Below are 24,964 nucleotides of genomic sequence, written 5' to 3' on the forward strand. Positions count from 1 at the left end.
CGACAGGGAAGTGCCCGTGGGATGACACCCGGATCCGCGGCCGGCTCCGACCCTCCCCGCCGGAGGCCCGGTCATGCCGGGAACAGGGCGCTGTGCAGGGCGGCCAACTTATGCCCACATTCCCGCCATTCCATCTCCGGGACCGAATCCGCCACAATCCCCGCCCCCGCCTGCAGATAAAAGACATCGCCGACTTGGACCACGCTGCGGATCATGATCGCGAGATTCACGTTGCCCCTCCAATCGATGAACCCCACCGCGCCCCCGTAGGGCCCGCGGTCGAACGACTCCAGCTCGTCGATGATCTCCATGGCCCGGACCTTCGGCGTCCCGCTCAGGGTCCCGGCCGGAAACGTCGCCAGGATCGCCTGAAGAGGCTTCACCTCGGGTCGCAGCTCCCCCCGCACATGAGACACGATGTGGAACACGTGGGAGTACTCTTCCACCACCATGAGTTGCTCCACCACCACCGTCCCCGGCCGGCACACCCGTCCCAGGTCGTTGCGACATAGGTCCACCAACATCAGATGCTCCGCCCGCTCCTTCTCATCCCCGAGCAAATCTTCCACCAACCGCCGGTTCTCCTCCGCCGTCTTGCCCTTGCCCTTGGACGTCCCGGCGATCGGGCGCATCTGCGCCACCCCGTCCTGCACCCGCAGCTGTACCTCGGGACTGGCCCCGAAGATCCGCGAGTCGCCGTAATCCGCGTAAAACATGAACGGGGAGGGATTGCACCGCCGGAGCCGGTCGTAAACCACCAGGGGATCGGCCGCACTATTCACCTGAATCCGCATGGACGGCACGATCTGAAAAATGTCCCCGTCCGCGATGTAGTTCTTGGCTTTCTCCACCCGCCGCACAAATTCTTCTTCTGTGACATCCTGTTTGACCGACAGCACCGGAGCCACGTCCCGGGGAAGATCCGGCAGCCGGTCGGCCCGATCGATCCACCCGAGCACGCGGTCGAGGTCGTCGTCCGCCTCGCCGAACCGGTGGGCAAACACTTCAAGCCCCTCATCGGTCACATGAACCACCGAGCGATGCACCTGCAGCCGGATGTCGTCGAGCTGCCGGTCGTCCACCGTGGTGTGGGGCAGCCGTTCAAAATACCGAATCGCGTCGTACGCCACATAGCCGAGAAAGCCCCCGGCAAAGGCCGGCAGATCCTCCACCGGGGCAAACACGCCAGATACCGCCGCCAGGACCTCCGCCGGGTCTCCGGCAATCTCCGAACCTTCCACCAGCCGCTCTTGAGCCAAACGCCGCTTGACCGCATCCACCAATGCCTCGTCTCCCGTCACGTCAATGCGGTTCCTCTTGAATCGCAGTTCCAACACGGGATCGGCCGCCACGATGGCCAAGCGGTGCCGCTCCCTGGGGTCCGACACCGAATCCAGAAGAAACACCCGCCGGGCTCCCAGCTCCTCGGCGATCACCCGGAACAAAGCAAAGGCATCCGACCCGGGTCGGCGGAGGACCGCCCGGCGACGGGTGGCGACAGGGATTCGAATCCCTCCGGCGACGCTCACCGCACGCCACCCCCCGCCGCAAGAAGGACCGGCTCCGCATCGGCCACCCCGAGAAAATCGGCCAGAATCTTCATCCCGCCTTCGGTCAGGATCGATTCGGGGTGAAACTGCACCCCATACACCTGCAAATTCCGATGGCAAATCGCCATCACTTCATCTTCCTCGCTCCATGCAGTGGTCTTTAACTCCGGAGGCAAACTTGCCGGATCGACGATCAGGGAGTGATAACGGGTGGCGCGAAAGGGGTTGGGGAGACGGGAGAATGGAAACGATCCGTCGTGGAAAATCATCGAGGTCTTGCCGTGCATCAGCCGCCGGGCGTGAACCACCTTCCCTCCGAAGACCTCGGCAATGGCTTGATGGCCAAGACACACCCCGAGCAAGGGCACCTTACCGGCAAATCGTTCGATCACCTTCATCGAAATGCCGGCGTCCCCAGGTGTCCCCGGACCCGGCGAAATCACCACATGGGTGTACGTTTCGGGATCCAATTCTTCGGCGGTCACGACATCGTTTCGCACGACGCGCACAGGCATTCCCAAAATCTCAATATACTGGACGAGGTTGTACGTGAACGAATCATAGTTATCGATCATCAAGACCAAGGGAGACCCTCCTCATCTCAACTCATCTCGACTCTGCTCTTCTCCGCCTTTTCTCCAAGTGGAGCGCCGCACGCCCTCACTCCACCGGATCCCCCGGATTGGCCTCATTCTATCCCTTCGAGATTCCGCCTGTCAAGGCACGTCGCCGTGCCGCCAGGGTCTCAATTCGAGATGAACATGGGGCGTCAATGGACCCGAAACCACGGGAGAGAGACGGGCTGCTTGGAGGGCGGAATCAGGTGCAACCCAGAGACGCTGGGGCCGGTTCAACAAACGGAGGCGGAAGGCCCACCGGGACAGCGGCAACCCGCTGTCCCGGCTCTGCCCCGCATCGGCATCAGGAAAGGTGCGACTCGAGGAACCACAGATCTTTATCCAACTGACGCGACACTTCCGTGAATAGATCCGAAGTGTCCGGATCGGTCTCCGCCGTTGCCGCAATCGCCTCACGTACGCTGTTGGCCACCACCGCCCAACGTTCCGCGAGCAGACGGATCACCTCCGCATCCCTCCGCTCCTCCACGGGCCATACCGCGAGCGTGGTCCGCTTCGCCACCTCTTGCACCGGCACGCCGACCGTTCCGCCCAGCGTCGCGGCCCGTTCCGCCACCATATCGGTGAGTTCCGTCAAGCGCCCGGCCAGGTCGTCAAAAAGTTCGTGGTAGGCGATGAAATGCGGCCCTCGGACATTCCAATGTGCCAGTTTGGTCTGAATGGCCAGATCCGTCAACAGCACGACATGGCGATTCAGCAGTTCCACCATGTTTCGGCGCACGTTTTCAGGCAGACTGATCTTCGTCGACTGCAAGTTCGTCATTGTGGACACCCCCATATTCATTCGATGCAAACCAATTATACCCTATAACCCGAGTCGTAGCTCGACGGACATTCTGAGCGGGCCGCATGCTCGCGGCTTGCTCAGAATGTCCACCGGGTGTCCTCCGCGTCTGTCGCCCGGTCGATCAATTGTACTGGAGAGCCGGCGCCGCCGGTCCCCCGCTTGCTTCACAGGCTCCGCCAGCCGATGCACCCCGGAGGCCTTCGTCCGGATCCCTGGCAGCCCCGCAAAAAGCAAAAAAGCCCACCTCTCGGCGAGCTCTTGTGATTCGTATGGCGGAGCTGACGGGATTCGAACCCGCGATCTCCTGCGTGACAGGCAGGCGTGTTGGGCCTCTACACTACAGCTCCAATATGGTTGCGGGGACAGGATTCGAACCTGCGACCTTCGGGTTATGAGCCCGACGAGCTGCCAGACTGCTCCACCCCGCGACGTTTTGGTGACCCCAGGGGGATTCGAACCCCCGTTACCGCCGTGAAAGGGCGGTGTCTTAACCACTTGACCATGGGGCCTTGGCTCCCCGGGCAGGATTCGAACCTGCGACCACCCGGTTAACAGCCGGACGCTCTACCACTGAGCTACCGAGGAACGGTCGCCTTGTCCAAGGCGTGGTGGAGGTAAGCGGATTCGAACCGCTGGCCTCTAGAGTGCGATTCTAGCGCTCTCCCAACTGAGCTATACCCCCACGTGGTGCCGAAGGTCGGACTCGAACCGACATGGGTTTCCCCGCACGATTTTGAGTCGTGTGCGTCTGCCAATTCCGCCACTTCGGCATCGCTTCTGCATCCTCGGCACCTGACTGCCGAGTCCCGAAGTTCAGCGTCCAAGTCTCCGTTCATCCTGGGATCTAGACGCAAGGATGATTATATAAGCCAACTCGCCGCCGTGTCAACCCCCCAATTGATTTTAACAGACGAACATTTCGCAGCACGCAAGGCGCTGATCCAGGTCGCCGCGATGGCAAACCGCAGCCACGGCCAGGGCCGCAGCCAAGGCACTCCTTCGCCCTGGCTACGGTTCTCCGTCCCTTCGGGTGCCGGTCTCGTCAGTTACTGACAACCCACCGATTTCCTTCTTTGGTCAAAACGAGTACAGCGTTGGGATCGTTGTAAAACTGCACCCTCGCCTCGGAACCGGTATTGGAGACCAGCTTGACATTCACCGCGTTCTGATCGAGGTTCTGCCACAACTGTCGCAGGACGTGGTCCGACTGGCCGCTGTTGCGGAAACTGCTGCTCAAAAACTGACTTGCTTTGTCAAACTGCTGAAGCTCCACATATCCGATAAAATTATTCGCCACTGCTACGGGATCTTTGGCTTGTCGAACCGGATCCATCACGAACTGTAAGACCACCAGGAATAATACCCCAAGGACAAAAACGATGCCGGCTACCCTGCGTCCCTGCAACATCTTTCGCCTCCATCGCCATCGGCATGCGTGGCCGAAATTCCTATTTTACTTATCACGAAGGCCGCTGACGGCATTCCCGGCACAGACCGTGAACCTCGATCCGCTGTTCCGTCACCGTGAAGCCCAGTTCCTCTTCCATCGCGTCCGCCAGCCCGTCCAATTGCGGGTGGTAAAAATCGACGATCTTGCCGCAACGGTCGCACACCGCATGATGGTGCGGGACCATATTGACGTCAAAGCGGCTTGCGTGATCTCCGGCCGTCAGTTCCCGAACCAAGCCCGCCTCCTGAAACGCCCGCAGATTGTTATACACCGTCGCCACGCTCACATTGGGATAGGACGGTTGAATGGCCCGATAAATCTCATCAGCCGTAGGATGCGTGCGATGAGACAACAGGTACTGGAGGATGGCCGTCCGTTGCGGGGTGATGCGAACACCGCGCCCTTTCAACAGACCCACCGCTTCGTCGTAGGACCGCATGGCCATCACCTCTCACATCTCTCTAGCTCTCTATAAATATGATTATATGAGAAAACCGTGGTCTTTGCATAGGTTTAAACTGGGAACACTTTTTGTCCATCTTTCGACAAAATTTGTGTCACTCCGACACCCTTGCACAATCGCCGCCACCCGTCAAATTTGCCTCACTTTCAAAAAGCAGGGGCCATTTTCAGGAACTCCCCTGAAAACGGCCCCGCTCCCTTTACTCCCCCAAAATTTGCACGGTCACCTGTTGCATGCCGATGTCGAGCAGCTGTTCCTGATCCAGCGGCAAGAACACGTCGATACGATTGCCCTGGATGGCTCCTCCCATGTCCGAGGCCACGGCATAAAAACCGTCCTGCGAGATCCCCGGAGCGTGAAAACCTTTGATCAGCACCCGGGATCCCAGTGGAATCACCTTCGGATCCACGGCCACTACGCCGACGTGCAAAGGCTGGCCAAAAGCATCCACATCCCCGTATGGGCCGGAGTTTCCCGGCCCATACACCGTGGCGGTCATGGTCCTGACCGCCCCCTGGGAAGGCGCTTGGGCCTGCTGCTGAACCGTCTGTCGGTTCACGGGCTTCACGCTCACCGCCGTCGCCGCAGGTTTTGGTGCCGTCCGCCGGACTTCCTTCTTCACGGGAGCCGGCTCGGGAGCCTTGGCGGGCGGTTCGGAAACCTCCGCAGGTCGCCCGTTGCCCTGGGTGGAGTTTTGCGGAGCGGGAGCGGCCGATTCACCCGGCGCCGGGGCCGGCTGTGCCTTGGATCCCTCATCCCCGCGATGCACGGTCACGGTTGCCCCGGCCTCGGTCGGCGAAAGGGAGCGACTCGCCAATCCGGAGACACCGTCACCGCCATCAGATTTGACCGAAAAAGCGTGATTCAGGGAGGGACCGAACGCCCCAATTCCCACCGACTGCATGCCGAACGACAACGACGTCGCCAGCACCAACCACACGGAAGGGCTCACTTCCCTCTCTCCTTTCGGCGGCCTCCGGGGTTAGCTGCCGGGTTCGGTCGAAAGGTCGCCCGATGACCACCGGGTCATTTCACCCCACACATTTGGTTCCCCCGTACGCCACGCCCGGAATTTCGGAACTGTGGCGACTCGGCCGGTCGTTTTTTCAAAGGTCGTTTCCCAGTATACCTGCGACATCCCAGCACATCCATATGAAGTTGGCGGATCCTTGACCAATTTTTGGGGCGCCCTGGCACAACTCACCCATCTCCATCCATGACTAAACTCACCGCGTGACAGATCCCCGGAATGCTATCCCCTTGTTTCACGCTGGTCGGAGAATGAAGCGCGCCGGTCCCGCATAAGAGCACCCTTCGATAGCGACCCTGACGCATCTGATTCACCGCCCACCCGTACATCACCACGGCCGAGCACCCGGCTCCACTGCCCCCGGCGAATGCCCCCTGGTCTTCCCGGTAGATCATCACCCCGCAATCTTCAACCCGTTCGGTCGGCGTAACCCCTTGGCCTTCCAGAAGCTGCTTGGCAAAGGTGAGCCCAACCCGGGCTAGATCCCCGGTGAGAATGAGACCGTAATCGTCGAGACTCCGACCGAGATCCTGCAAATGAGCCACAATGGTCGCCACCGCCGCTGGGGCCTCGGCGCTGCCCATGTCAAAAGGATCCTTCAGTCCCGAATCCACCACCCTGCCGAAGGTGGCCGCTTCCACCCGGGGGGCCGCCCCGGGTTCTAACAGGGCCACGCCCGCTCCGGTGACGGTCCGCTGGGCGTAAGGAGGTTTTTGAACCCCATACTCATTGGGAAAGCGATACAATTTTTCCGCCGCATATGTATGACTCACGGCTCCGGTCATCACCCGGTCCACCGCGCCGCTCTCCATCATCATCGCCGACAGGGCCAACCCTTCCACCGTCGTGCCACAGGCGCTGTAGATGCCCAGATACATCGAGCCGAGGAAACTGGCCGCAAAATTCGTGGTGGTGATCTGATCCATCAGGTCCCCGCCGATGTACAGAGGAATGTCTTCTTTTTCCAACTCCGCCTTGCGCATGGCCAGATCCATCGCTTCCTTGAGCAGCGTCCGTTCCGCTTTTTCCCAAGTCTTCTGCCCCATGCGCATATCGTCGTGGAGCCGGTCAAAATACTTCGCCAAAGGCCCCTCCGCCTCTTTTTGTCCCACCACCACCCCGGTGGTACGAATGCCGATCTGCCGTTCGAAGACATAGGTTTGATGGCCCACCCGTCCCATTCCGCCACCTCCTCCCGGTTCTCACGAACCGGCGACCCACAGTGCTTTGACCAAGGCCACGAAAAAAGCTGCGGTCACCCCGAAGGCGAGAATTGGCCCGGCCAATTTAAACATCTGCGCCGCCGTCCCCAGGACCCAGCCCTCAGAACGGTGTTCAATCGCCGCGCTGGCCATGGAATTAGCAAACCCCGTCACCGGAACCGCCGACCCCGCACCGGCCCACTGGGCGAAGCGGTCATAGACACCCAACCCCGTGGCCAAAACCGAGAGAGCGATCAACGTGGCCACCGTGGGACTCGCCGCAATCTCTTTGTCCAAGCCAAACCACCGCATCCATCCCGTCTGAATCAACTGCCCGAGCAGGCAAAGAGCCCCGCCGACGAAAAATGCGCGGATGCAGTTTTTCACCAGCGGGACGGGTTGCCGGATCTTCATCACACGTTCCGCATAGGCCCGCTGGGTCGGAGTGGTCTTCGCGTCTTTTGGCCTCACCCTCCCCCGCCTCCCCGCAAAAACGGTTCAACGCCACGAACCACTTGGCCCAGATCTTTAGCCAACCGCTCATATTGCCCTTTAGAAGCCAGTTTTTCGCTCTGAATGGCGAACATCTCAAGACTCGCCTGAGCCTGTTTCAGTAGGGCGAGCGTTGCCTGGCGATGGGTGGACGCCGGAACTGGCAGGTTATCGTCATACAGATCGACATACAGATTCCCTTGGGAATCCACCTGCCCGAGGAACACATTGGACAAGAGGAACCCCTTTCGCTCCAGTTCCGCCAAGAGCCACCCGGGATCCAAATTTGCCTTGGTGAGGGCCTCGTGATTGATGTGGCCGTCCTCGATCACCACATGAGGTTCATTGCGCAACTCGGCCGGAACCGACAAATCCCGGCGGGTCGGCTGTTCCAAGTCCGCCTTTTTTAGCACCGTCAGCTGTCCGCTTGCCTCGAGCACCGCAAACTCCACGTCGGCCACGTGAAACACGTTGCGCTGGCGCAGTTGCTGCATCAGATCATCAATGGAATACCTCACCTTGCGAAGGTTATCCTCCATCACCTTCCCCTGGCGGATCACCACCACCGGATTGCCATTCAGAAAGCGCCGCACCCATTTAAAATGCAACGCCATATACGACAGGAGAAACGGGAGAAACACCCAGACCATCAGACTAGAGAATCCCTTCCCCATTTCTCCTTCCAAATTATAGGAGAGGTTGGCGGCGATGTCGCCCATGGTGATGGCCGAGACAAAGTCAATGAAGGACAATTGGGAAATTTCCCGTTTTCCGAGGATCTTGGTGAACAACAGCAGGACGAAAAAGATGACAATGGAGCGTAGGAAAGCGCTGACCGCCCCCTCCACGACAGCCCACCTCCCCGCCGGCCCTGGGGTTGCGCGGAGGAAGTTCAGCGGGAACCCGGGTGGAGTTCCCGCTGAACTCCCCGCCTTTGCGATCAGAACCCCTTGTACTCCGGTTCCTGCTGTTCCAGCTGCGTCACCCGGCTTTGCAGCGTGTTGATGATCGACTGCGTCTGGGTGGCGGCGTCGGTAAACGCTTTTTTGGCCGCTTTGTCCTGCGTTTGCAAGGCGAATTGCTCCAAGGACGCCTGGGCCGATTTCAGACCTGCTAGCGTTTGTTTTACTTGAGACGCCACAGTCACGGATCCCTCACCTCCCGTTGACAGTGTGTCCGGGCTGCAGGGATTTCGTGCAGTAGCCCCCTCTGGGAATTCATTCCTCCTCAGTCCTGTTGGTCCCTACGAAAGCCATCATCGGGTTGGAGAGACGCACGATCGGTAACCGTTAAACCTTTCGGAAGGCGGACGGTAAAGGTCGTTCCTTCTCCTGGCCTGGATTCGGCACCGATTCGGCCTCCGTGAGCCTCCACGAACTCCTTGGCAATAGCCAGTCCCAGGCCGGTCCCACCCTCTTCCCGGGACCGAGCCTCGTCAGACCGAAAGAATCGGTCAAAGATGTGCGGGAGATGTTCCGGCCGAATCCCCGGCCCCGTGTCCGACACGGCCAGGATGGCTTCCGATCCTTCCTGTCGCACGACGATGCGGATGGTGCCCCCGGTGGGTGTATAGCGGAGGGCGTTGCCAACCAGATTGACGATCACTTGGGTCATCCGGTGCGGGTCTACGTAGACGGGAATGGAATCGCTCGCTTCCAAACTGAGGGTAATCTCCTTGGCCTCAGCCTCGATTTGAAAGTTGTCGACAATGCGCCCAGCCAAGGCGGTGAGATCTGTCCATGTTTTTTCAAGGGGAAGTCGGCCGGCTTCGGCCAACGAAAGTTGATGAAGATCCCCGACGAGGCGGGTCAAACGCATCACTTCATCTTGAATCGGGAGTAATGTCTCAGGCTCGGCGCGCTTAACCCCTTGCTGAATGAGTTCCAACTGCCCCTGGATGATCGTCAGAGGGGTCCGCAATTCGTGGGCAACGTCCGCCACCAGGTGGCGGCGGGTCTCTTCGATTCTCGACAACTGAAGGGCCATCTCATTAAAAGCCTGGGCCACTTCTCCGAATTCATCCCGGGTGGCGATGGAAAGCCTCGGCCCGAGGTCCCCCTTTTGAATGCGCCGGGTGGCATCGATGAGCGCCCGAAGGGGTTCGGTGATCCGCCGGGCCAACCAGGCCGCTACGAGCAGGGCCGCCACCGTCGTCAGGATCACGCCGGTCACCGTTGCCAAAGTCATCGAGTGCAAAATCGTACCTTCAATCTTCGCGAGACCCTGGATGTTTTGATCGGACACCCACAGAATCCCCACCGTTTGTCCCGCAACGGTCACCGGGACTTCCCAACCCGTTCCAAGGTCCGGATGGCCCCCGCTCACACCGAGGGACAACACGACCTGTCGTTTCGAATCTAACAACAAGAATCGCAGCGGTTCCTTTTTCGTCGCCAGCTGCTGGCTGACCACCGCCGTCACAAACTGACCGACCCCCTCCCAGGAGCCGTCATTTTGCACATAATAATAAGCCAGCAGCTGTTCCCACTGCTGGACTTGGCCCTGGCGGGCCGCCATGGCATACTGCTGAAACAAATGTTTGACATACCCTTGGGAAATGGTGAGAAAAACGGCGGCCATGAACAGGATCAGAGCCGCCATCCCCAAGAACAATTTGTCCCGGACTTTCACAGGCGCTCACCGAATCGGTATCCGACCCCATATACCGTTTGAATATAGCGCGGTTCCGCGGGATCATCTTCAATTTTTTTCCTCAAATGGCTGACATGAGTATCCACCGTTCGCTCGTAGTTGAGGTAAGTCTCCCCCAGGGCGCTTTGTAACAGTTGCAAACGGCTGTAAACCGTTCCCGGCCTGGAAGCGAGGGTCACGAGAATTTTGAACTCCGTCGGGGTGAGAACGATCTCCTGATCCCCTTTCCACACCCGGAATTTCGTCTCGTCGATCGTCAAATCACCCCGGCGCAGCACCGAAGGCTCATCCCCGCCCCCCTGGGTGCGCCGCAACACCGAGCGAATTCGGGCAGCCAATTCCCGCAGGCTGAAGGGTTTGGTGATGTAATCATCGGCTCCCACCTCAAGGCCGACGATCTTATCCGCCTCTTCCGTCCGGGCCGTCACCATGATGATGCCCACGCTGCCCATCCGGCGCAGCTCCCGACAGACATCGAGTCCGCTCATCTCGGGCAACATCCAGTCCAGGACCACAAGGTCGGGCTGATGTTTTTGAAAAACCTCCAAAGCCTCCCGGCCGGTTTGGGCGGTAACGATTCGGAACCCCTCCCCCTGCAGGAACGTCGCCATGACGTCCAGGACCCGCGGTTCATCGTCCACCAGCAAGAGCATCGCTTCCATGTCGACCCCGTCCTTTATCATCAACTGATGTCATTATACCGGACAATCTTGAAGATCTGTTGAAGAAAGGGCCCAAATTCGGGGCTCTTGCCCGCCCTTTCGCATAGTATGGCGTGAACAATGCCCAGCGGGAGGGAGTGCCGTGTTCACCCAACAAAAAGTGTACTACCCTTATGTGAGTCCCCACGATCCTTGTGCACCCATCCGACAAAAATTCTACCAAACGCCTCCAGAGTTGTACTTGGGATTTCAGCCACCGGGTTTGCCCCAGTACCCGGCCCGGGAAGCCTTGCGCCGGGGGACCCTTTGGCCGGCGTTATACAGCCCGTACGGGGAACCCCATCGGGGGGATCACTCATGAAACCACCCGTATCCGAAGAGTATTACCAGTGGCTGGAACAGCTGCAAACGGTCGATTTTGTGTTGATGGAGTTGCATTTGTACCTGGACACCCACCCGGGGGACGCCCAAGCGCTCCAACAGTACCGAGCGTGGAACGAGCGCCGGAAAGCCATCGCGGCCGGGTTCGAGTCCCGGTTCGGACCCTTGACCGCCGGGGGCGTCGGGCGGTCCGCCCATCATTGGGAATGGGTGGAAAGTCCTTGGCCCTGGCAAGTTTAACCTCGGCGCTGACGAGGAGGGATGACGATGTGGGTATATGAGAAAAAGCTGCAATACCCGGTCCGGGTGAGCCAGTGCAACCCACGGCTCGCCAAATATTTGATCGAACAGTACGGCGGAGCGGATGGGGAGTTGGCGGCCGCCCTCCGATACCTCAATCAGCGTTACACCATTCCCGACCGGATCGCGGGCTTGCTCACGGACATCGGAACCGAAGAGTTTGGTCACCTGGAGATGATCGCCACGATGGTGTACAAACTCACCAAAGATGCGACCCTGGAGCAGTTGCGAGAAGCCGGGCTCGGCGACCACGTGGCAGACCACGGACCGGCACTCTTTTACCACAACGCGGCTGGAGCGCCCTTTACCGCCACCTATATCCAAGCCAAAGGAGACCCGATCACCGACTTGTATGAAGATATTGCCGCCGAAGAGAAAGCCCGGGCGACGTACCAATGGTTGATCGACATGTCCGATGATCCGGATGTGAACGATGCCCTGAGATTTCTGCGGGAGCGGGAAGTGGTTCACTCCCAGCGATTCCGGGAGGCCGTTGAAATCTTAAAACAGGAGCGGGAACAGCCACATATTTTCTAATTCCAGTTCCCGGCGATTCCTTTGACGGGGTTCCGTATGGCCTCGCCTCCTTCGGTTCAGATTAATCGACGAAGGAGGTCGGGACCGTGCGCAGAACCATTCCTTTCGCGGCCGCGATCCTCATCGCGGTCCTTTGTTTATGGGGGAGCGTAGCCCCTTCCGCTCAAGGGTTCGCCAACTGGAACTGGAACATGATGCGGGGCAGCCGGGGTGTGGACGTGACAGAGCTGCAAGGCCGGCTCCGCTATGTGAACTATTACCACGGAGCCATCGACGGGGTGTTCGGATGGCAGACCTATTGGGCCGTGAGAAATTTCCAGCGCGATGTCGGTCTGCGAGTGGATGGGATCGCCGGCCCCGCCACCAAAGCGGCTCTCGTGCAAAGGTCCCGGGGATACCGACCGGCCCCCGCCCAAACTTCGGCCTCGCCGGCCACCGGGGTCGGGCGGTTCTCCGCCCGGGACATCGACTTGTTGACCCGGGTGGTTTACGGGGAGGCCCGGGGAGAACCCTACACCGGCCAGGTCGCCGTCGCAGCCGTGGTCCTCAACCGTCTGGAAGATCCCCGCTTCCCCCACACCATCCCAGGGGTCATTTTTCAACCCGGGGCCTTTACCGCCGTCTCGGATGGACAGATCTGGCTCACCCCGGACAGCGAGGCCAGAAAAGCGGTCTTGGACGCCATCCGGGGGTGGGATCCCACCGGTGGAGCGATTTACTATTTTAACCCCGCCACCGCCACCTCCCGTTGGATTTGGTCCAGGCCCCAAATCAAACAGATCGGCCGGCACATTTTTACGCGATGAGAACGACTCGCATCGAGCTCGAAACAACGGCCACCAGAGGAGGTTCGCCGATGAACGCCAAACCCCTCTATTACATCGCCTTGGGAGATTCCATCACCGCAGGCAAAGGCGTACCTGAGGGAGCGGCTTATCCCAGCGTATTGTTTCGCCACCTGCGCCACAGTTCGGAGTGCCGCCTGGAAAATCTGGCCATCTCCGGGCTGACCAGCGGCGAGTTGCTCACTTTGGTGAGAAACCGATTCGCCCAGCGGCTGGCGCCGGCCAACTGTATCACCCTGTCCATTGGCGGTAATGACCTCCTGCGGCGGCTCATCACCGGTCACAGTAATCCCTACAGCTATGTGCGAGCGGTCCGGCAGCTCTGGACCACCGCCGCTGCCCTCATGGCGGAGATCCGGCGGCACGCCCCTTCCGCCCGAGTATTTGTTCTCGGCTTTTATAATCCTTATCCGGCGTCTTGGTGGGGCTTTCGCACAGCGGAGTGGCTGATCCGGCGCCTGAACCGCGAGTACGCCGCCCGGGTCGCCGGACCGCGCGTGGAGTTTATCAACCTTCAGGAGATCCTGCCCGGGGCCTCGCGGGGGTGGCTGTGCGACGGCGTTCATCCCTCGGTGGCCGGACACAGCCGAATCGCCGGAGCACTCTTTGACGCCTACCGAAGGACTTTGCCTAAAGAGTCGGGTTCTGGTCGTCTCATCCCGTCCGCTTATCGGGGTCCACGGGGTGTACAGCCGAAATCCGCGTCTTAATGTCTGGCAAGGGCTCCCGGACGAGCATTTGTTTGAATCCGTAAAAATGAAAGGGCAGGATCGGCCAAAAGTACGGGACTCCAAAGGATCGGCTCCTCCCGAGAAGCGCGAACCAACCGAGGATGCCCACGACGCACCCCCACGGACCGATGAGTGTGGTCAGGATGAGGAGCATCATTCGGACCAATCGGTTGGCGGCGGCGAGCTCGGGGCTGGAGGTCGCAAAAGATGCCACAAAGGTGACGGCCATAAACACCATGACTTCGGCGCTGTAAAGCCCTACGGTCACGGCGGTTTGACCAAAAATGACGCCGGCCACGATGCCGAGGGCGTTGCCCAGTGTCATCGGGGTATTGATCACTGCCCGACGAAGAATATCCATACCCACCTCAGCAAAGATCATTTGCATCCAGATCGGAATAGAACTCTCCTTATGGGGCACCACCCAATGAAGCGCCGGCATCGATGGGGCGAATTGGATCAAGGCCAGCCACACCGGAGGGAGGAGCACCGACAAAATAACGCTCAACAGCAAAATCCATCGCATATATGTGCCGCTGAGGGGAGTCTGATGGTAATCCTCCGGGTGCTGCACGTGGTCCACGAAGGTGGTGGGAAGAATGATCACCTCCGGAGACGTGTCCACAAAGATGGCCATATATCCCTGTAACAGATGGGTCGCCACCACATCCGGCCGCTCGGTATACCTGGCCATGGGATAGGGGTTCCATTTGTTGTCAATGAGAAACTCTTCGATCGACTGTTCCGCCATCGGGATCCCATCCACCTGGATCCCTTGGATTTTCTTCCGAACCGCGGCCAACAGATCCGGATTCACGATGTCGTTGATGTAAACCAAACACACATCCGTCTTCGAGCGCTGTCCCACCTGATGCAACTCGAAGCGCAGCCCGGGGTCCCGTAACCGCCTGCGCGTCAAGGCCACGTTCGTGACCAGGGTTTCGGTATATCCGTCCCGCGGGCCTCGAACCACCCGCTCCACGGCGGGATCATCCGGGTTTCGCGCCGGATAGAGGCGGGTGTCCACCAGGATGGCCTCGGATTGCCCATCGACAAAAATGGCGATGGGCCCTGACATGATGTTGATCAAAGCCTTTTCGAGGTCCTTGGTCCGATCGACCTGAACAAAAGGCAGTTCAGCATAGATCGCATCTCCCAGGGCCTTGACCTTGGCTCCGTGTACTTTGTTTTCCGCCAGCCGTTGGGCGACCCTTTCCACCGCCTTGACGATGTCAAACACGAATAAACTCTGGAAAAATCCGTTTAAGCCGTACACGGCCAGGCGCATACCAGAGAAATCGATGGGCCGGTACAGGACGTCAAAACTTACACCCACGCCGAGAGTTTGGTTCACTTCCTCTACAACGCGGTCCAAATCGGCATTGATCGGCCGCACCGCACTGCCTCCCTTTCTTCATTCCCCCAGTTTCTCCCGATCCCGGGGCCAATAATCGAAGAGGCGAGCAAACCGATCCAGGTTCTGGTGCGCCGCCAGCCCATTTCACCCTTTTGCTTTGGTATCAGTCGATCTGAGGCAGCGTATCCGTCTCTCCCCTCAGGTAGGCAATTTCCTCGCCATAATGACCCTCCGGCGTTTCCAGGATCAAAGGCAGGTCCCGCAACACTTCATGGTGGCAGATGCGCCGTAGGACTTCGGCCCCGATGGAACCGTACCCGATGTTTGCATGCCGGTCTTTTCGGGAGTCAAAGGGGTTTTTGCTGTCATTAATATGAAACACCTTCAGGCGCTCAATGCCGATCACATCGTCAAAGGTATAAAGGACTTTGTCAAAATCCTCCACGATGTCATATCCCGCGCTGTACCAGTGACAGGTATCCCCGCACACCCCCAGGCGGTCCGAACGATCCACCCGGTGAATGATCTCTGCGATTTCTTCAAAGCGACTGCCCACCTTCGAACCATCTCCCGCCATGGTCTCCAGGAGCACCATCGGCCCCTCCGCCGCCTCATCCAGAATTCGGTTGAGTCCAGTGGCAATCCGTTCGATGCCGTATTCGATCCCCGCCCCGGTATGGGAACCCGGGTGAAAGACAATCCAAGGAATCTGAAGATAGGCGGTGCGGTCGATGTCCTCCCGCAATAGGCCGATTCCGTACTCCCAGGTATCGTCTTTTGGACTGGCCAAATTGATCAGGTAAGGCGCATGCACCACCGGATCGCCGATCCCGTGTTCTTTCATCAACGCCCAGGCTTCATCCCGATGAAATTGTTCGATGGGTTTAGCCCGGCCCCCCCGATTGGAGCGGGTGTAAATCATGAGGGAAGTGGCTCGGTATCCGATAGACTCCTCCACCGCTGCCAGCAGACCCGTTTTTGCAATGGACACATTGGCCCCGATTTTCATCGTCAATCACCTCGTGGTATGAAAGGTCGCCCTTCCCGGCACCTTAAGAATATCATGCGATGTCCGGAGGAATAGAATGGAAAACTGTTGCTGGCGAATTTATACTGCCCTTCTCACAGCCGTCCTCACCTGGGCCATGGCGCCCACGGCGAGCCTCGCCGCACAACCCGAGGTCATTGTTGCTCAGGCTCCCTTCGAGGCCTTGTCCGAGGAAGGTGGCCCCGTATTGATCGACCCGGGACACGGCGGCATCGACGGAGGGACCTCGGTCGGTGGAGTCCTAGAAAAAGACTTGGTGCTCGACATCGGGCTTCGACTCCGGGAGGTCCTGTTAAAAGAAGGATGTCCGGTGGTGATGACCCGGGAACGGGACGAAGATGTGAGTCATCGTTACCCCTCCCCCCTTCGCAGCCGCCACGCCCGGGATTTGCGCAACCGGGTCCGCATCGCCCGGGAAAGCGGAACCCATCTGTTTGTGAGCATCCACGTCAATCACTCCTCGGCCTCCGGCCCCCGGGGAGCCGTGATCTTGCACGAGGCGAATGATCCGGCCGGTGCTTGGCTTGCCGAACTGGCCAAGAACCAGCTTGCCGCCGTGACGGGACGGGCCATCGTGTTTCCAAACCGCTCGTTACACGTGCTCCGGCGAGCCCCGTGTCCGGCCATCCTGGTCGAGGTGGGTTATCTCTCAAACCCGGCGGACCGCCGCGCGCTCCTCGACCCCGCCTATCGGCAACGATTGGCTGAAGCCCTGGCTGGGGCGATCCGCGCCTACCAGATCACTTCCCTGGTTCCGCCAGAAAGGCAGAAAAAAACGCCAATCCCCGCTTTCTGGGGGATGGCGCTGTTTGGTGGGCCTAAGTGGACTTGAACCACTGACCTCACGATTATCAGTCGTGCGCTCTGGCCAACTGAGCTATAGGCCCATGGCCCCCAACATCCTGGGGCACCTGGTCGGAACGGCGGGATTTGAACCCGCGACCTCTACCTCCCCAAGGTAGCGCGCTACCAGGCTGCGCTACGTCCCGATGGTGTCGAAGGCGGGACTTGAACCCGCACGGGTTTCCCCACACGCCCCTCAAACGTGCGCGTCTGCCGATTCCGCCACTTCGACATCACTGGTCGGAATGCAGGGATTTGAACCCTGGGCCTCACGGTCCCGAACCGTGCGCTCTACCAAGCTGAGCTACATTCCGACGGCAAAGACTACTATATCATTAAGGACCAACCCTCGTCAACGGTTGAACGAGAACTTTCATCGGTTTCCTTCCACCCCGAATCATGGTGTTTCATGGCCCGCTCTCCGGAGAAGGAGACGCCCTCCGACTTTGGAACCTGGCGGCCGCCCGGCGGAGAACCCATCCGGACACCACGTACAAAACGACGAATCCAACCACCATGTTCACGCCGATCCCGATAAAAAAACCTACCCCTTGGGAAGCGAGCCAATGCCACATCGCCACGAACCCCTGGCCGTGCAGATCCACCACGTGGCCGGTGTTCTTGGCCCCGACAAACAGTTTCCCCACCCAGTAGTTGAGGAACCACATGGGTACCGCTGCCGGCGCGGCAAATACATTGGCGATGGTGGTCGCAGCCTTGTTCGCCCGAAGAAAGACCGCGATGATCAAGGCCACCGCCAAGCCGATCCCCGGGGTGGGGATAAAATGCATCACCGCCCCCAAAGCGATCCCCTTCTGCACTCGCCGCTGCTCGTCCCTGACCCGCACCAACCGCAGGAGGTAATACCGTATCCACCTGCCCAGGCCGCGAAAAACCCCCTGCTCTCTCCCCTTCATTCCGCCCCCCGCCCCCACGGCATCCTGACAGTACGATGTTCATTATACCGGGAATCCTGTCGAATAAGCAAGGATCGGGTTCAAACCGCCCATATCCCCCGGAATGGTCCACCCCATCCTTGGATGCCAGGAGACACTTTGCCCGGCCCCGACCGAAAGCGCCATAAGCGACACCTCACTGGCTGTATCAACGCCCAAGCCAAATAAGAATCCGACCGGGTACACGTGCCGCTTGCGGACTCGGCATCGCCCGGATCGCCCAACCCGCGGCCAAGGCTGTCACCACCGTCATTAGGCAAACCACCGTCGAATGGCCGATGGAGAAAAAAACCACTCCCCTCTTTCCCATAATTTCGTCTTTCTGGTCAAAATACCTGTGGCGGGATAGAAGCTGTCCTTTGTTTCTCTGTAAAGACCTGGAGGAAATGAGGGGCCAAGGAGCAGAATATACTGAGGGAGCAACATAACATGAGAAGGAGACACGGTGATTCCGCTTAGACCGCGATTTGCAAAATGAAAAAACCCAGGAGGGAATGACGTGGGTAGTCTCGCAACCTCGATGATCGAACGCGAAGACCGATACGGGGCCCGGAATTACGACCCCCTTCCGGTGGTATTGACGAAAGGAGAAGGGGTTTGGGTGGAGGATGTAGAGGGTCGGCGCTATCTCGACATGCTGAGCGCTTATTCCGCCCTCAACCAAGGACACCGCCATCCCCGAATCATCCAAGCCCTCAAAGCCCAAGCGGACCGGATTACCTTAACCTCCCGGGCCTTTTATAATGACAAGCTCGGCTTTTTCTACGAACGATTGGCCCAGTTGACTCACAAAGACACCATTCTCCCCATGAACACCGGAACCGAAGCGGTGGAAACCGCCATCAAAGCCATGCGCCGCTGGGCCTACCGAGTCAGGGGCGTCCCCGAAGACCAGGCGGAAATTATCGTCGCCACCGGGAATTTTCACGGGCGGACCACCACCGTGATCTCTTTTTCCTCGGAGCCGGAATACCGGGAAGGGTTCGGCCCCCTCACCCCGGGTTTTCGAGTGGTGCCCTACGGAGACATCGAGGCTCTGCGCCGGGCTGCAGGCCCACATACCGCCGGGGTCCTTCTCGAACCCATTCAAGGAGAAGCGGGGATCGTCCTCCCGCCCGACGGATATCTTCGCGAGGTTCGGCGGATTTGTACGGAGAATGGGATTGTATTCGCTGCAGATGAAATTCAGACCGGCCTGGGACGAACGGGACAATGGTTTGCCTGCGATTGGGAAAATGTCACCCCCGATCTCTATATCCTCGGCAAGGCCCTGGGTGGAGGGGTCTACCCGGTATCGGCGGTGGCCGCAAATCGAGACATTTTGGGAGTTTTCGAACCCGGGTCTCACGGATCGACCTTCGGCGGCAACCCTTTGGCAGCAGCGGTGGCTGTCACTGCCCTTCAGGTGATCGAGGACGAAAAACTTGTGGATCGGTCCCGAGAACTCGGGGCGTATTTTCTGGTCCGGCTCCGGACCCTCCGCCACCCGGCCATTCGCGAAGTCCGAGGGCGGGGATTGTTTATCGGCCTGGAGCTGACGTCGCCCGCGCGGCCCTATTGTGAAAAGTTGAAAAACCGAGGCCTTCTCTGCAAAGAAACGCACGAGACCACCATCCGTTTCGCCCCGCCCTTGGTCATTCAAAAAGAAGAGTTGGATTGGGCTTTTGAACAGATTGCAGAGGTGTTCCGCCCGGAGGCAGGGTAGTCCCGGTCATCGGGCGGGGCGCACCCCCGGACGTGGGGCTCATCCGCCGGTCTCAGGACACGCCCGGCCGGGAGGATGTCCAACATGTCCATGATTCATTCTTTCTTTTTTCACAACTTTTGCATTAAGATAGAGATGAGGGCCTGGCGGATGACACCGAAAGGGGGAAGACGCCATGGGGATTTCTTCTAAATTGGAGGGGCGATTCGGTCTCAAGCATCGCCTCCCTTTTTCCGAAGATGCACAAAGTGCCGTAAATCTTCTGATCTCTTCTCTGCAGGACGCGGGTTTTGCCGTTCCGGATGGGCCCGGATATAGTGCGCGAATCCACTATTATCCCATTACCCCAGCTCACGACGCCCCGATCTTCGCCTACGCAGAACTCACCGTGCGACTACAGGTGAGTTTCAGGCCAAACCCGTTTCAGAGCGCCCACGCAGGCGACGAACCTCCCTTGCACCTCTTTCAACATTCCGGAGCCCTGGTCAGCCTCGGTAAGCAAGGCAGCATCGAAATCGCTTTTCACCACCGAACCAGCGGCAATCCCAATCCACCCACAACCACCTGCATCGCCGACGCGGTTCAAAGTTTGTGCTCGCGAATCCGCGCATGGACCAAAGAGTTCCAGGCCCGCACTCGCCATGGATAACATCGGCCGTACATAGGCCACTATGAGAAAGACAATGAGAAGTGCAGCGCGCCTCCGGTCCCGCCCTCCGAAGCGGCGGTTCACCTTACAAGTTTGCTTCAAAAGTCGACCCGCCACGCCCCCCAAACTCGTTGAAGGATACCAACCGGGCGGGTGGGAGCCCCATGGAGGCGCAGAACATCTTTATATCCGTTCAAAAAAAAAAAAAAGGCCGCCCTCGACGAGGTACAGCCTGCGCACGGAACTCTGGCGTGCCCGGAGAGATTCGAACTCCCGGCCTTCTGATTCGTAGTCAGACGCTCTATCCGGCTGAGCTACGGGCACAAGATTGTGGTGCGGCAGACAGGGATCGAACCTGTGGCCCCCACCGCGTCAAGGTGGTGCTCTCCCGCTGAGCTACTGCCGCAACGTAAAGCACTGGAGGCGGCACCCGGATTCGAACCGGGGATAAAGGTTTTGCAGACCTCTGCCTTACCACTTGGCTATGCCGCCGTCCGTTTTTCCGCGCCGTTACCGGGAAAACCGGACGTACAACCTTTCGCCCGTTGATTCAACGACAACGGTTTTCGCCTATGTTTGTACCACAAAAACAGACCACAGTCAACAGGGGAACAGGAGCGGTCACAACAGGGCGGCGGAATGTGATTCTTTGGCCCCCTGTCGGAGGCAGGGTGTGATCTACGCTATATATCCTGTGGATAACCTAAGAATCCGTTTTTTAGACACCACATAAAGCCACCATGCGAATTCCGAAGTATGAGCGAGAAAAAAAGAGATCGACATGGATTATTTGTCATTTCGAGCCAAAACCAGATTTTGCCCACGCCTGAGCAATTGCTACTCTAAATTCGAACAAATCACCGGGGGTGATAGTCTCAGGTAGGATTTTGGTATCATGCTGTCGAATTCTAAAGTTTTGGGAGGTGAAAACATGACTGGGCTCACGCGATTGGAGATCCTGCGCCGCGCCCGTGGCTGGACGCAGACGGACGTTTCACGAATGATCGGCGTATCGGGTGGCCTCATTTCGCACATCGAAAGGCGTGTCCGCTCGAGCTATCCCAAACTGCGCCGGGCGCTGTCGGAACTGTACGGGGTGCCGGAAGAGTCGCTTTTCGACGACCTCGGTATGGCCCGGCTGATAGACGCCGAAGCCCTGCGCCGGTTGGCGGGGTGAACCGGGGTGAACCTGGGAACTAAAAAACCCAGGCCGGAACCTGGGAACAAGGGGGCACTATGCATGATTCAAACACAACTGCATAAGGACATGGCTCACCGCCGAACCCGGCGGGAAGCGGTGTGGCGCTTTCTCACCGAGCACATGGGTGAGTGGCTCGACGCCCACGTTATCGCCAGTCCATCTGTCGGCGGCTCCGAAGGCCTGCGGCGCCTGCGGGAGCTTCGCGCAAGCCTGCCGCCTGGCTTCCGCATTGAGAAGCGGCGGAAACGGACGGAAGACGGCTGGGCGTTCACGTGGCAGTACCGCCTGGTGCGCGTGGACAACCCCTCCGCCCAAGACTGCGGCTGAGTTCATCGGGCGCATCATGGCCTCACTGTGCCATAGGCAGGTATGGCCGTGGTGTGCCCTTGGCCGCAGATTGGTTGCGCGGCAGGATGTTAACTGCCAGTTAACCACAAGACAGACCGAGGGCAAGGCGTTTACCGCTCCGGTAAGAAACACTCCGTTTGCTTCGCATTGTAACACGTAACGTGTTGTGACGCAATATGCGAGTATGAATTTTTACCTGAAATCTTTAGTTGAGGTGAGGCAGTTGACGAGCACGCCCTTAGCATACATCAAGCGCGACCTTTCGACCATCCCGCTCGAACCCAAGGGCAAGCGCCCGCTCATCAAGTGGGAGCCCTTTCAGCATAGACGCCCGACCCCCGAGCAAGTCATGCGGTGGGCACAGGAGCACCCTGGGTGCAACTGGGCGATTGTGACGGGGGCGGTCAGCGGCGTGGTGGTCCTGGACCTGGACTCCCCCGAGGCCGCCCAGGAGATCAAGCAGAGAGGCGTTGAGGACGTCGGCCCTGTGGTCAAGACCGGTAAGGGGTGGCATCTGTATTTCCGGCATCCCGGGCATCCCGTGCAGAACGCCGTGAAGCTTCTCCCCGGCGTGGACGTTCGGGGTGACGGGGGGTATGTGGCGGCCCCGCCGTCCGTGCATCCATCGGGCGCGGTATACCGCTGGGCAAAAGGGCGGTCCATCCTGGAGATCGAGCCCCCGCCTCTCCCCGAGTGGGTGGAGGAACTGCTGAACCAGCCGCAGGAGCCCGCAGGGGGTGTCAGCATCCAACTGGAGGGCATTGGCGACGACATCGAGCGGATAGCCCTGGGCGTGGGCCAGGGGGAGCGCAACCAGGCCACCGCCAGGCTGGCGGGGTATCTGTTCTCTTTCCGTCGGATGAACCCCAAGGTGGCGGTGGCTCTCTTGGAGGCATGGAACCTGACCAACCGCCCTCCCCTCCCGTTGCAGGAACTTCACAGGGCGATAAACAGCATTGCCAAACGCCAAGCGCGGAAGGAGATGGGGGAATGAACATGGACGGAAGCAACGCCCTCCAAGGGCTGATAGAACTACAGAATGCTAGACGACTGCGAAGGGTGCTAGAGGACCATGCCGATGGGGCGGAGAGGGTGGCGGTGCCTTTCAAGACCGAGACCGTGGAGCCGTTCCCGGTGGACGTGTTCCCTTCCTCCCTGGCCCGCTTTGTGGCCGAGGGCGCGGCGTCCCTGAACTGCCCTCCCGACTTCATCGGGGTGCCCATGCTTTCAGTGGCCGGGGCTATCATCGGGACAAGCAACGTCATCCGCCCGAAGGCAGACCGGACGGAGTACGCCCGCATCTGGACGATCGTGGTGGGCAACCCTGGGAGCGCCAAGACCCCGGCACTGGAAACCGTCTTGGAGCCACTTCATTCGATCCAGGCGGAGTTAAAAGGCCGCTTTGATCTTGCCGAGGCCGCTTATGAGGACGCCATGACCCGGTGGGCGCAGGATAAGAAGCAACCGAGGCCGCAACCGCCGATGATGGAGCAGATTTACACAACGGACACGACGATGGAAGCCCTGGCGGAGCTCCTGTCCCGAAACCAAAGGGGAGTGCTCATCTACCAAGAAGAGGCCGCCGGGTGGGTGTTGAGTCTCAACCAGTACAAGGGCGGCAAGGGATCGGACAAGCAGAACGCCCTTTCCCTCTGGAGTGGGACTCCCGTTGTGGTGAACCGCAAGGGAAAACAAGCCATATACGTCCCCAAGCCGTTCGTCGGCTTCACCGGCGGCATTCAACCCCTTGTCCTGGCCCAGTTGCGGAATGAGATGTCGGAGGCCGACGGCTTCATTCACCGCTTCCTGATCGTTCAGCCCGACCGGGTGCAGAAACGGAGGACGGACGCCGTGCTGTCATCCGAGGCCAGAGAATCATGGAGCAAGGCATGCCAGGTACTCAGGGACCTTCAGCCCGCCGAGGACGGCCCCTATCCGTTCGCGTTCTCCCCGGACGGACTGGAAGCATGGAACGCATGGCAAGACGACCACTGTGCGGAGCAGAACGCCGAGGGCTTCCCGGAACATCTGGAAGGCCCCTGGGCCAAGATCGAGTCCTACGCCCTCCGCCTCGCCCTGGTGGTTCACCTTCTCCGGGCGGTGGCCGGAGAGATCCCGGACGACGCCGCCGTGGACGCCGAGACCATGCGACGGGTGGGCAAGCTCATCCGGTACTTCAAAAGCCACGCCCGCCGGGTGTATGGCCAGCTTCGGGAGACCCCTGAAGATCGCAAGGTAAGGCTGGCGGTGGCATGGATGAAGAAACGGGGAGGGGAGGCAACCCTCCGGGACCTTGTGACCTACAAGGTGGCGGGGACCAAGCGGGTGGCGGACGCACAAGCCCTGGCCGACGAACTCACCGAACGGGGGCATGCCGTAATGCAAAAATCAGGTAGGACATACATTATAAAACTGGTAACGGACGAGCAGAAATCGAACTTTGATTGCTAACCTTACTCTGCACTCGGCACATGTCCGATTTTCTCAGTCATATCAAGGGATTGAAGGGGATTTTTCCACTCTGCACTATACTCTGCACTACTCTGCAGTTTCGGCGTAAGTGCAGAAACTGCAGAGTGCTTTGCAGAGTGAAAAAAAGCGCCCTCAGCCCTTGAGCCACAAGGGATAGCGGGCAAAGGGCTGAGTGCAGAGTAAGAAAAGAAAATGAGTGCAAGGACGCTGGAAATTCATCCATGATAGAGGGGGAGGTTATCCCGATGGACAAGCCAAAGCGGTTGGCCCCGATGAAGACCATTCATGACATCGAGCTTCCCGAGAAGCCCAAAGGCAAGCCCAAGCGCCTGGCTCCCATGAAGACGATCTATGACCTCGGATACCGGGATGGTGGCCAAGCGGGAGTCACGGCCCCGTCCTCTGAGTCCAAGGACCCCGCTGTGGCCTCACAGGAGCGCGTGAAGGCCCCCGCCTTTGTGGTCACGGTGGACGGCTCCCAGGTGGCCACTGCCGCAAGCATGGCGGAGGCCCTGGAGATCCTGCCTGCCCTCGTCCGATCCACTCCCCCCCGCCCTGGCCATACGGTGCGGATCGAGATTCGGGACCCACATGGCAAGCCCGTCCGATTGGTCTTCCTGCCGCCGTGGCAGGGGGTGAGATCATGAGAAAGACGACCGCAACCC

The 24,964-nt window shown here is 59.4% G+C and carries 28 protein-coding genes, 13 tRNA genes, 1 pseudogene and 1 riboswitch; of the genes and pseudogenes, 13 read left to right on the top strand and 29 right to left on the bottom strand.

Annotated features, from left to right (window positions below):
• Positions 1 to 71: 71 nt before the first annotated feature.
• The 18 genes from BTUS_RS09570 to BTUS_RS09655 all read right to left on the bottom strand — a co-directional run bounded on the left by BTUS_RS09570 (position 72) and on the right by BTUS_RS09655 (position 10,926).
• A complete protein-coding gene (locus tag BTUS_RS09570; protein WP_013075896.1) occupies positions 72 to 1,529 on the bottom strand; it encodes an anthranilate synthase component I family protein in 1,458 nt (485 codons plus the stop codon).
• On the bottom strand, positions 1,526 to 2,134 hold the full coding sequence (locus BTUS_RS09575) for an anthranilate synthase component II (RefSeq protein WP_013075897.1): 609 nt from the start codon (positions 2,132 to 2,134) through the stop codon (positions 1,526 to 1,528). The genes BTUS_RS09570 and BTUS_RS09575 overlap by 4 nt, the downstream gene beginning before the upstream one ends.
• 337 nt (positions 2,135 to 2,471) lie before the next feature.
• Positions 2,472 to 2,951, bottom strand: a complete 480-nt coding sequence (gene dps / locus BTUS_RS09580) for a DNA starvation/stationary phase protection protein Dps (protein WP_013075898.1) — start codon at positions 2,949 to 2,951, stop codon at positions 2,472 to 2,474.
• Positions 2,952 to 3,245: 294 nt separating this feature from the next.
• Positions 3,246 to 3,322 (bottom strand) — tRNA-Asp (locus BTUS_RS09585).
• Between the two features lie 4 nt (positions 3,323 to 3,326).
• Positions 3,327 to 3,403: transfer RNA gene (locus BTUS_RS09590), tRNA-Met, on the bottom strand.
• Between the two features lie 6 nt (positions 3,404 to 3,409).
• Positions 3,410 to 3,484, bottom strand: a tRNA-Glu gene (locus tag BTUS_RS09595).
• Position 3,485: 1 nt separating this feature from the next.
• A tRNA-Asn gene (locus BTUS_RS09600) sits at positions 3,486 to 3,560 on the bottom strand.
• A 21-nt stretch (positions 3,561 to 3,581) separates the two neighbouring features.
• A tRNA-Ala gene (locus BTUS_RS09605) sits at positions 3,582 to 3,657 on the bottom strand.
• 3 nt (positions 3,658 to 3,660) lie between these two features.
• A tRNA-Leu gene (locus BTUS_RS09610) sits at positions 3,661 to 3,745 on the bottom strand.
• 272 nt (positions 3,746 to 4,017) lie between these two features.
• Entirely contained in the window at positions 4,018 to 4,383 is a 366-nt protein-coding gene (locus tag BTUS_RS09615; RefSeq protein ID WP_013075899.1) for a hypothetical protein, read from the bottom strand.
• A gap of 52 nt (positions 4,384 to 4,435) precedes the next feature.
• Positions 4,436 to 4,864, bottom strand: coding sequence for a Fur family transcriptional regulator (locus tag BTUS_RS09620; RefSeq protein WP_013075900.1), 429 nt, complete (start codon positions 4,862 to 4,864; stop codon positions 4,436 to 4,438).
• 223 nt (positions 4,865 to 5,087) lie between these two features.
• Entirely contained in the window at positions 5,088 to 5,840 is a 753-nt protein-coding gene (locus tag BTUS_RS16895; RefSeq protein ID WP_013075901.1) for a 3D domain-containing protein, read from the bottom strand.
• A gap of 4 nt (positions 5,841 to 5,844) precedes the next feature.
• A riboswitch (cyclic di-AMP (ydaO/yuaA leader) is annotated at positions 5,845 to 5,994 on the bottom strand.
• A 94-nt stretch (positions 5,995 to 6,088) separates the two neighbouring features.
• Positions 6,089 to 7,099 (bottom strand): stage V sporulation protein AD, encoded by a 1,011-nt coding sequence (spoVAD, locus tag BTUS_RS09630; RefSeq protein ID WP_013075902.1) that lies wholly within the window; start codon positions 7,097 to 7,099, stop codon positions 6,089 to 6,091.
• 21 nt (positions 7,100 to 7,120) lie between these two features.
• Positions 7,121 to 7,591 (bottom strand): stage V sporulation protein AC, encoded by a 471-nt coding sequence (gene spoVAC, locus BTUS_RS09635; protein ID WP_013075903.1) that lies wholly within the window; start codon positions 7,589 to 7,591, stop codon positions 7,121 to 7,123.
• Positions 7,588 to 8,460 carry a DUF421 domain-containing protein gene (locus BTUS_RS09640; RefSeq protein ID WP_013075904.1) on the bottom strand — a complete coding sequence of 291 codons (873 nt, stop codon included), beginning with the start codon at positions 8,458 to 8,460 and terminating at the stop codon, positions 7,588 to 7,590. Before BTUS_RS09640 ends, spoVAC begins: the two co-directional genes overlap by 4 nt.
• 92 nt (positions 8,461 to 8,552) lie before the next feature.
• Positions 8,553 to 8,759 (bottom strand): DUF1657 domain-containing protein, encoded by a 207-nt coding sequence (locus BTUS_RS09645; RefSeq protein ID WP_013075905.1) that lies wholly within the window; start codon positions 8,757 to 8,759, stop codon positions 8,553 to 8,555.
• A gap of 80 nt (positions 8,760 to 8,839) precedes the next feature.
• Positions 8,840 to 10,243: a sensor histidine kinase gene (locus tag BTUS_RS09650; protein ID WP_013075906.1), complete on the bottom strand. Its 1,404-nt coding sequence runs from the start codon at positions 10,241 to 10,243 to the stop codon at positions 8,840 to 8,842.
• Positions 10,240 to 10,926 (bottom strand): response regulator transcription factor, encoded by a 687-nt coding sequence (locus tag BTUS_RS09655; protein ID WP_013075907.1) that lies wholly within the window; start codon positions 10,924 to 10,926, stop codon positions 10,240 to 10,242. The genes BTUS_RS09650 and BTUS_RS09655 overlap by 4 nt, the downstream gene beginning before the upstream one ends.
• A gap of 142 nt (positions 10,927 to 11,068) precedes the next feature.
• On the opposite strand from BTUS_RS09655, the gene BTUS_RS09660 reads away from it, so the two are divergent.
• The 5 genes from BTUS_RS09660 to BTUS_RS16900 all read left to right on the top strand — a co-directional run bounded on the left by BTUS_RS09660 (position 11,069) and on the right by BTUS_RS16900 (position 13,699).
• Complete coding sequence (locus BTUS_RS09660; protein WP_013075908.1) at positions 11,069 to 11,287, top strand: spore coat associated protein CotJA; 219 nt, start codon at positions 11,069 to 11,071, stop codon at positions 11,285 to 11,287.
• A complete protein-coding gene (locus tag BTUS_RS09665) occupies positions 11,284 to 11,547 on the top strand; it encodes a spore coat protein CotJB (protein ID WP_013075909.1) in 264 nt (87 codons plus the stop codon). The genes BTUS_RS09660 and BTUS_RS09665 overlap by 4 nt, the downstream gene beginning before the upstream one ends.
• Positions 11,548 to 11,574: 27 nt before the next feature.
• Positions 11,575 to 12,144, top strand: a complete 570-nt coding sequence (locus tag BTUS_RS09670; protein ID WP_013075910.1) for a manganese catalase family protein — start codon at positions 11,575 to 11,577, stop codon at positions 12,142 to 12,144.
• 86 nt (positions 12,145 to 12,230) lie between these two features.
• A complete protein-coding gene (sleB, locus tag BTUS_RS09675) occupies positions 12,231 to 12,950 on the top strand; it encodes a spore cortex-lytic enzyme (protein WP_013075911.1) in 720 nt (239 codons plus the stop codon).
• Between the two features lie 50 nt (positions 12,951 to 13,000).
• Positions 13,001 to 13,699, top strand: coding sequence for an SGNH/GDSL hydrolase family protein (locus BTUS_RS16900; RefSeq protein WP_013075912.1), 699 nt, complete (start codon positions 13,001 to 13,003; stop codon positions 13,697 to 13,699).
• Here the strand turns inward: BTUS_RS16900 and BTUS_RS09685 are convergent.
• Positions 13,644 to 15,116: a spore germination protein gene (locus tag BTUS_RS09685; RefSeq protein WP_013075913.1), complete on the bottom strand. Its 1,473-nt coding sequence runs from the start codon at positions 15,114 to 15,116 to the stop codon at positions 13,644 to 13,646. The genes BTUS_RS16900 and BTUS_RS09685 overlap by 56 nt on opposite strands.
• A 124-nt stretch (positions 15,117 to 15,240) precedes the next feature.
• Entirely contained in the window at positions 15,241 to 16,086 is an 846-nt protein-coding gene (locus BTUS_RS09690; RefSeq protein WP_013075914.1) for a deoxyribonuclease IV, read from the bottom strand.
• Positions 16,087 to 16,162: 76 nt separating this feature from the next.
• On the opposite strand from BTUS_RS09690, the gene BTUS_RS17515 reads away from it, so the two are divergent.
• Positions 16,163 to 16,957 carry an N-acetylmuramoyl-L-alanine amidase family protein gene (locus BTUS_RS17515; RefSeq protein WP_013075915.1) on the top strand — a complete coding sequence of 265 codons (795 nt, stop codon included), beginning with the start codon at positions 16,163 to 16,165 and terminating at the stop codon, positions 16,955 to 16,957.
• On the opposite strand, the gene BTUS_RS09695 is transcribed toward BTUS_RS17515, so the two are convergent.
• The 6 genes and pseudogenes from BTUS_RS09695 to BTUS_RS18860 form a co-directional block, all read right to left on the bottom strand.
• Positions 16,936 to 17,012: transfer RNA gene (locus BTUS_RS09695), tRNA-Ile, on the bottom strand. The two genes, BTUS_RS17515 and BTUS_RS09695, sit on opposite strands and share 22 nt — an antisense overlap.
• A gap of 25 nt (positions 17,013 to 17,037) precedes the next feature.
• Positions 17,038 to 17,114: transfer RNA gene (locus tag BTUS_RS09700), tRNA-Pro, on the bottom strand.
• A 1-nt stretch (position 17,115) separates the two neighbouring features.
• Positions 17,116 to 17,200 (bottom strand) — tRNA-Leu (locus BTUS_RS09705).
• Positions 17,201 to 17,205: 5 nt separating this feature from the next.
• Positions 17,206 to 17,282, bottom strand: a tRNA-Pro gene (locus BTUS_RS09710).
• Positions 17,283 to 17,375: 93 nt separating this feature from the next.
• A complete protein-coding gene (locus tag BTUS_RS09715) occupies positions 17,376 to 17,885 on the bottom strand; it encodes a DUF2062 domain-containing protein (protein WP_013075916.1) in 510 nt (169 codons plus the stop codon).
• A 138-nt stretch (positions 17,886 to 18,023) separates the two neighbouring features.
• Positions 18,024 to 18,122, bottom strand: a pseudogene (locus BTUS_RS18860) (hypothetical protein); the annotation flags it as partial.
• Between the two features lie 322 nt (positions 18,123 to 18,444).
• On the opposite strand from BTUS_RS18860, the gene BTUS_RS09720 reads away from it, so the two are divergent.
• Complete coding sequence (locus BTUS_RS09720; protein ID WP_041304058.1) at positions 18,445 to 19,629, top strand: ornithine--oxo-acid transaminase; 1,185 nt, start codon at positions 18,445 to 18,447, stop codon at positions 19,627 to 19,629.
• A gap of 175 nt (positions 19,630 to 19,804) precedes the next feature.
• Positions 19,805 to 20,278, top strand: a complete 474-nt coding sequence (locus BTUS_RS09725; protein WP_013075918.1) for a hypothetical protein — start codon at positions 19,805 to 19,807, stop codon at positions 20,276 to 20,278.
• Positions 20,279 to 20,525: 247 nt separating this feature from the next.
• Here the strand turns inward: BTUS_RS09725 and BTUS_RS09730 are convergent.
• The 3 genes from BTUS_RS09730 to BTUS_RS09740 form a co-directional block, all read right to left on the bottom strand.
• Positions 20,526 to 20,602, bottom strand: a tRNA-Arg gene (locus BTUS_RS09730).
• 7 nt (positions 20,603 to 20,609) lie between these two features.
• A tRNA-Val gene (locus BTUS_RS09735) sits at positions 20,610 to 20,684 on the bottom strand.
• A 12-nt stretch (positions 20,685 to 20,696) separates the two neighbouring features.
• A tRNA-Cys gene (locus tag BTUS_RS09740) sits at positions 20,697 to 20,770 on the bottom strand.
• 439 nt (positions 20,771 to 21,209) lie between these two features.
• Here BTUS_RS09740 and BTUS_RS09745 point away from each other — a divergent pair.
• The 5 genes from BTUS_RS09745 (at position 21,210) to BTUS_RS09765 (ending at position 24,946) form a co-directional block, all read left to right on the top strand.
• Positions 21,210 to 21,455 (top strand): helix-turn-helix transcriptional regulator, encoded by a 246-nt coding sequence (locus tag BTUS_RS09745; RefSeq protein ID WP_013075919.1) that lies wholly within the window; start codon positions 21,210 to 21,212, stop codon positions 21,453 to 21,455.
• 63 nt (positions 21,456 to 21,518) lie between these two features.
• A complete protein-coding gene (locus BTUS_RS09750) occupies positions 21,519 to 21,806 on the top strand; it encodes a hypothetical protein (RefSeq protein ID WP_013075920.1) in 288 nt (95 codons plus the stop codon).
• Positions 21,807 to 22,050: 244 nt separating this feature from the next.
• Positions 22,051 to 22,821, top strand: a complete 771-nt coding sequence (locus tag BTUS_RS09755) for a bifunctional DNA primase/polymerase (RefSeq protein ID WP_052300599.1) — start codon at positions 22,051 to 22,053, stop codon at positions 22,819 to 22,821.
• Positions 22,818 to 24,278: a YfjI family protein gene (locus tag BTUS_RS09760; RefSeq protein WP_013075922.1), complete on the top strand. Its 1,461-nt coding sequence runs from the start codon at positions 22,818 to 22,820 to the stop codon at positions 24,276 to 24,278. Before BTUS_RS09755 ends, BTUS_RS09760 begins: the two co-directional genes overlap by 4 nt.
• A gap of 266 nt (positions 24,279 to 24,544) precedes the next feature.
• Positions 24,545 to 24,946, top strand: coding sequence for a hypothetical protein (locus tag BTUS_RS09765; RefSeq protein ID WP_013075923.1), 402 nt, complete (start codon positions 24,545 to 24,547; stop codon positions 24,944 to 24,946).
• Positions 24,947 to 24,964 lie beyond the last annotated feature (18 nt).

Source organism: Kyrpidia tusciae DSM 2912 (genome assembly GCF_000092905.1).
Lineage (GTDB): Bacteria > Bacillota > Bacilli > Kyrpidiales > Kyrpidiaceae > Kyrpidia > Kyrpidia tusciae.

Bases quoted from the DNA above. Each gene is read 5' to 3' on its own strand.
- BTUS_RS09690 (WP_013075914.1), bottom strand. From the start codon at position 16,086: ATGAAAATCGGGGCCAATGTGTCCATTGCAAAAACGGGTCTGCTGGCA.
- BTUS_RS09725 (WP_013075918.1), top strand. From the start codon at position 19,805: ATGGGGATTTCTTCTAAATTGGAGGGGCGATTCGGTCTCAAGCATCGC.
- BTUS_RS09665 (WP_013075909.1), top strand. From the start codon at position 11,284: ATGAAACCACCCGTATCCGAAGAGTATTACCAGTGGCTGGAACAGCTG.
- BTUS_RS09615 (WP_013075899.1), bottom strand. From the start codon at position 4,383: ATGTTGCAGGGACGCAGGGTAGCCGGCATCGTTTTTGTCCTTGGGGTA.
- dps (WP_013075898.1), bottom strand. From the start codon at position 2,951: ATGACGAACTTGCAGTCGACGAAGATCAGTCTGCCTGAAAACGTGCGC.
- BTUS_RS09715 (WP_013075916.1), bottom strand. From the start codon at position 17,885: ATGAAGGGGAGAGAGCAGGGGGTTTTTCGCGGCCTGGGCAGGTGGATA.
- BTUS_RS09720 (WP_041304058.1), top strand. From the start codon at position 18,445: ATGATCGAACGCGAAGACCGATACGGGGCCCGGAATTACGACCCCCTT.
- BTUS_RS09745 (WP_013075919.1), top strand. From the start codon at position 21,210: ATGACTGGGCTCACGCGATTGGAGATCCTGCGCCGCGCCCGTGGCTGG.
- BTUS_RS09760 (WP_013075922.1), top strand. From the start codon at position 22,818: ATGAACATGGACGGAAGCAACGCCCTCCAAGGGCTGATAGAACTACAG.
- BTUS_RS09765 (WP_013075923.1), top strand. From the start codon at position 24,545: ATGGACAAGCCAAAGCGGTTGGCCCCGATGAAGACCATTCATGACATC.
- BTUS_RS16900 (WP_013075912.1), top strand. From the start codon at position 13,001: ATGAACGCCAAACCCCTCTATTACATCGCCTTGGGAGATTCCATCACC.
- BTUS_RS09750 (WP_013075920.1), top strand. From the start codon at position 21,519: ATGATTCAAACACAACTGCATAAGGACATGGCTCACCGCCGAACCCGG.
- BTUS_RS09620 (WP_013075900.1), bottom strand. From the start codon at position 4,864: ATGCGGTCCTACGACGAAGCGGTGGGTCTGTTGAAAGGGCGCGGTGTT.
- spoVAD (WP_013075902.1), bottom strand. From the start codon at position 7,099: ATGGGACGGGTGGGCCATCAAACCTATGTCTTCGAACGGCAGATCGGC.
- BTUS_RS09670 (WP_013075910.1), top strand. From the start codon at position 11,575: ATGTGGGTATATGAGAAAAAGCTGCAATACCCGGTCCGGGTGAGCCAG.
- BTUS_RS09655 (WP_013075907.1), bottom strand. From the start codon at position 10,926: ATGGAAGCGATGCTCTTGCTGGTGGACGATGAACCGCGGGTCCTGGAC.
- BTUS_RS17515 (WP_013075915.1), top strand. From the start codon at position 16,163: ATGGAAAACTGTTGCTGGCGAATTTATACTGCCCTTCTCACAGCCGTC.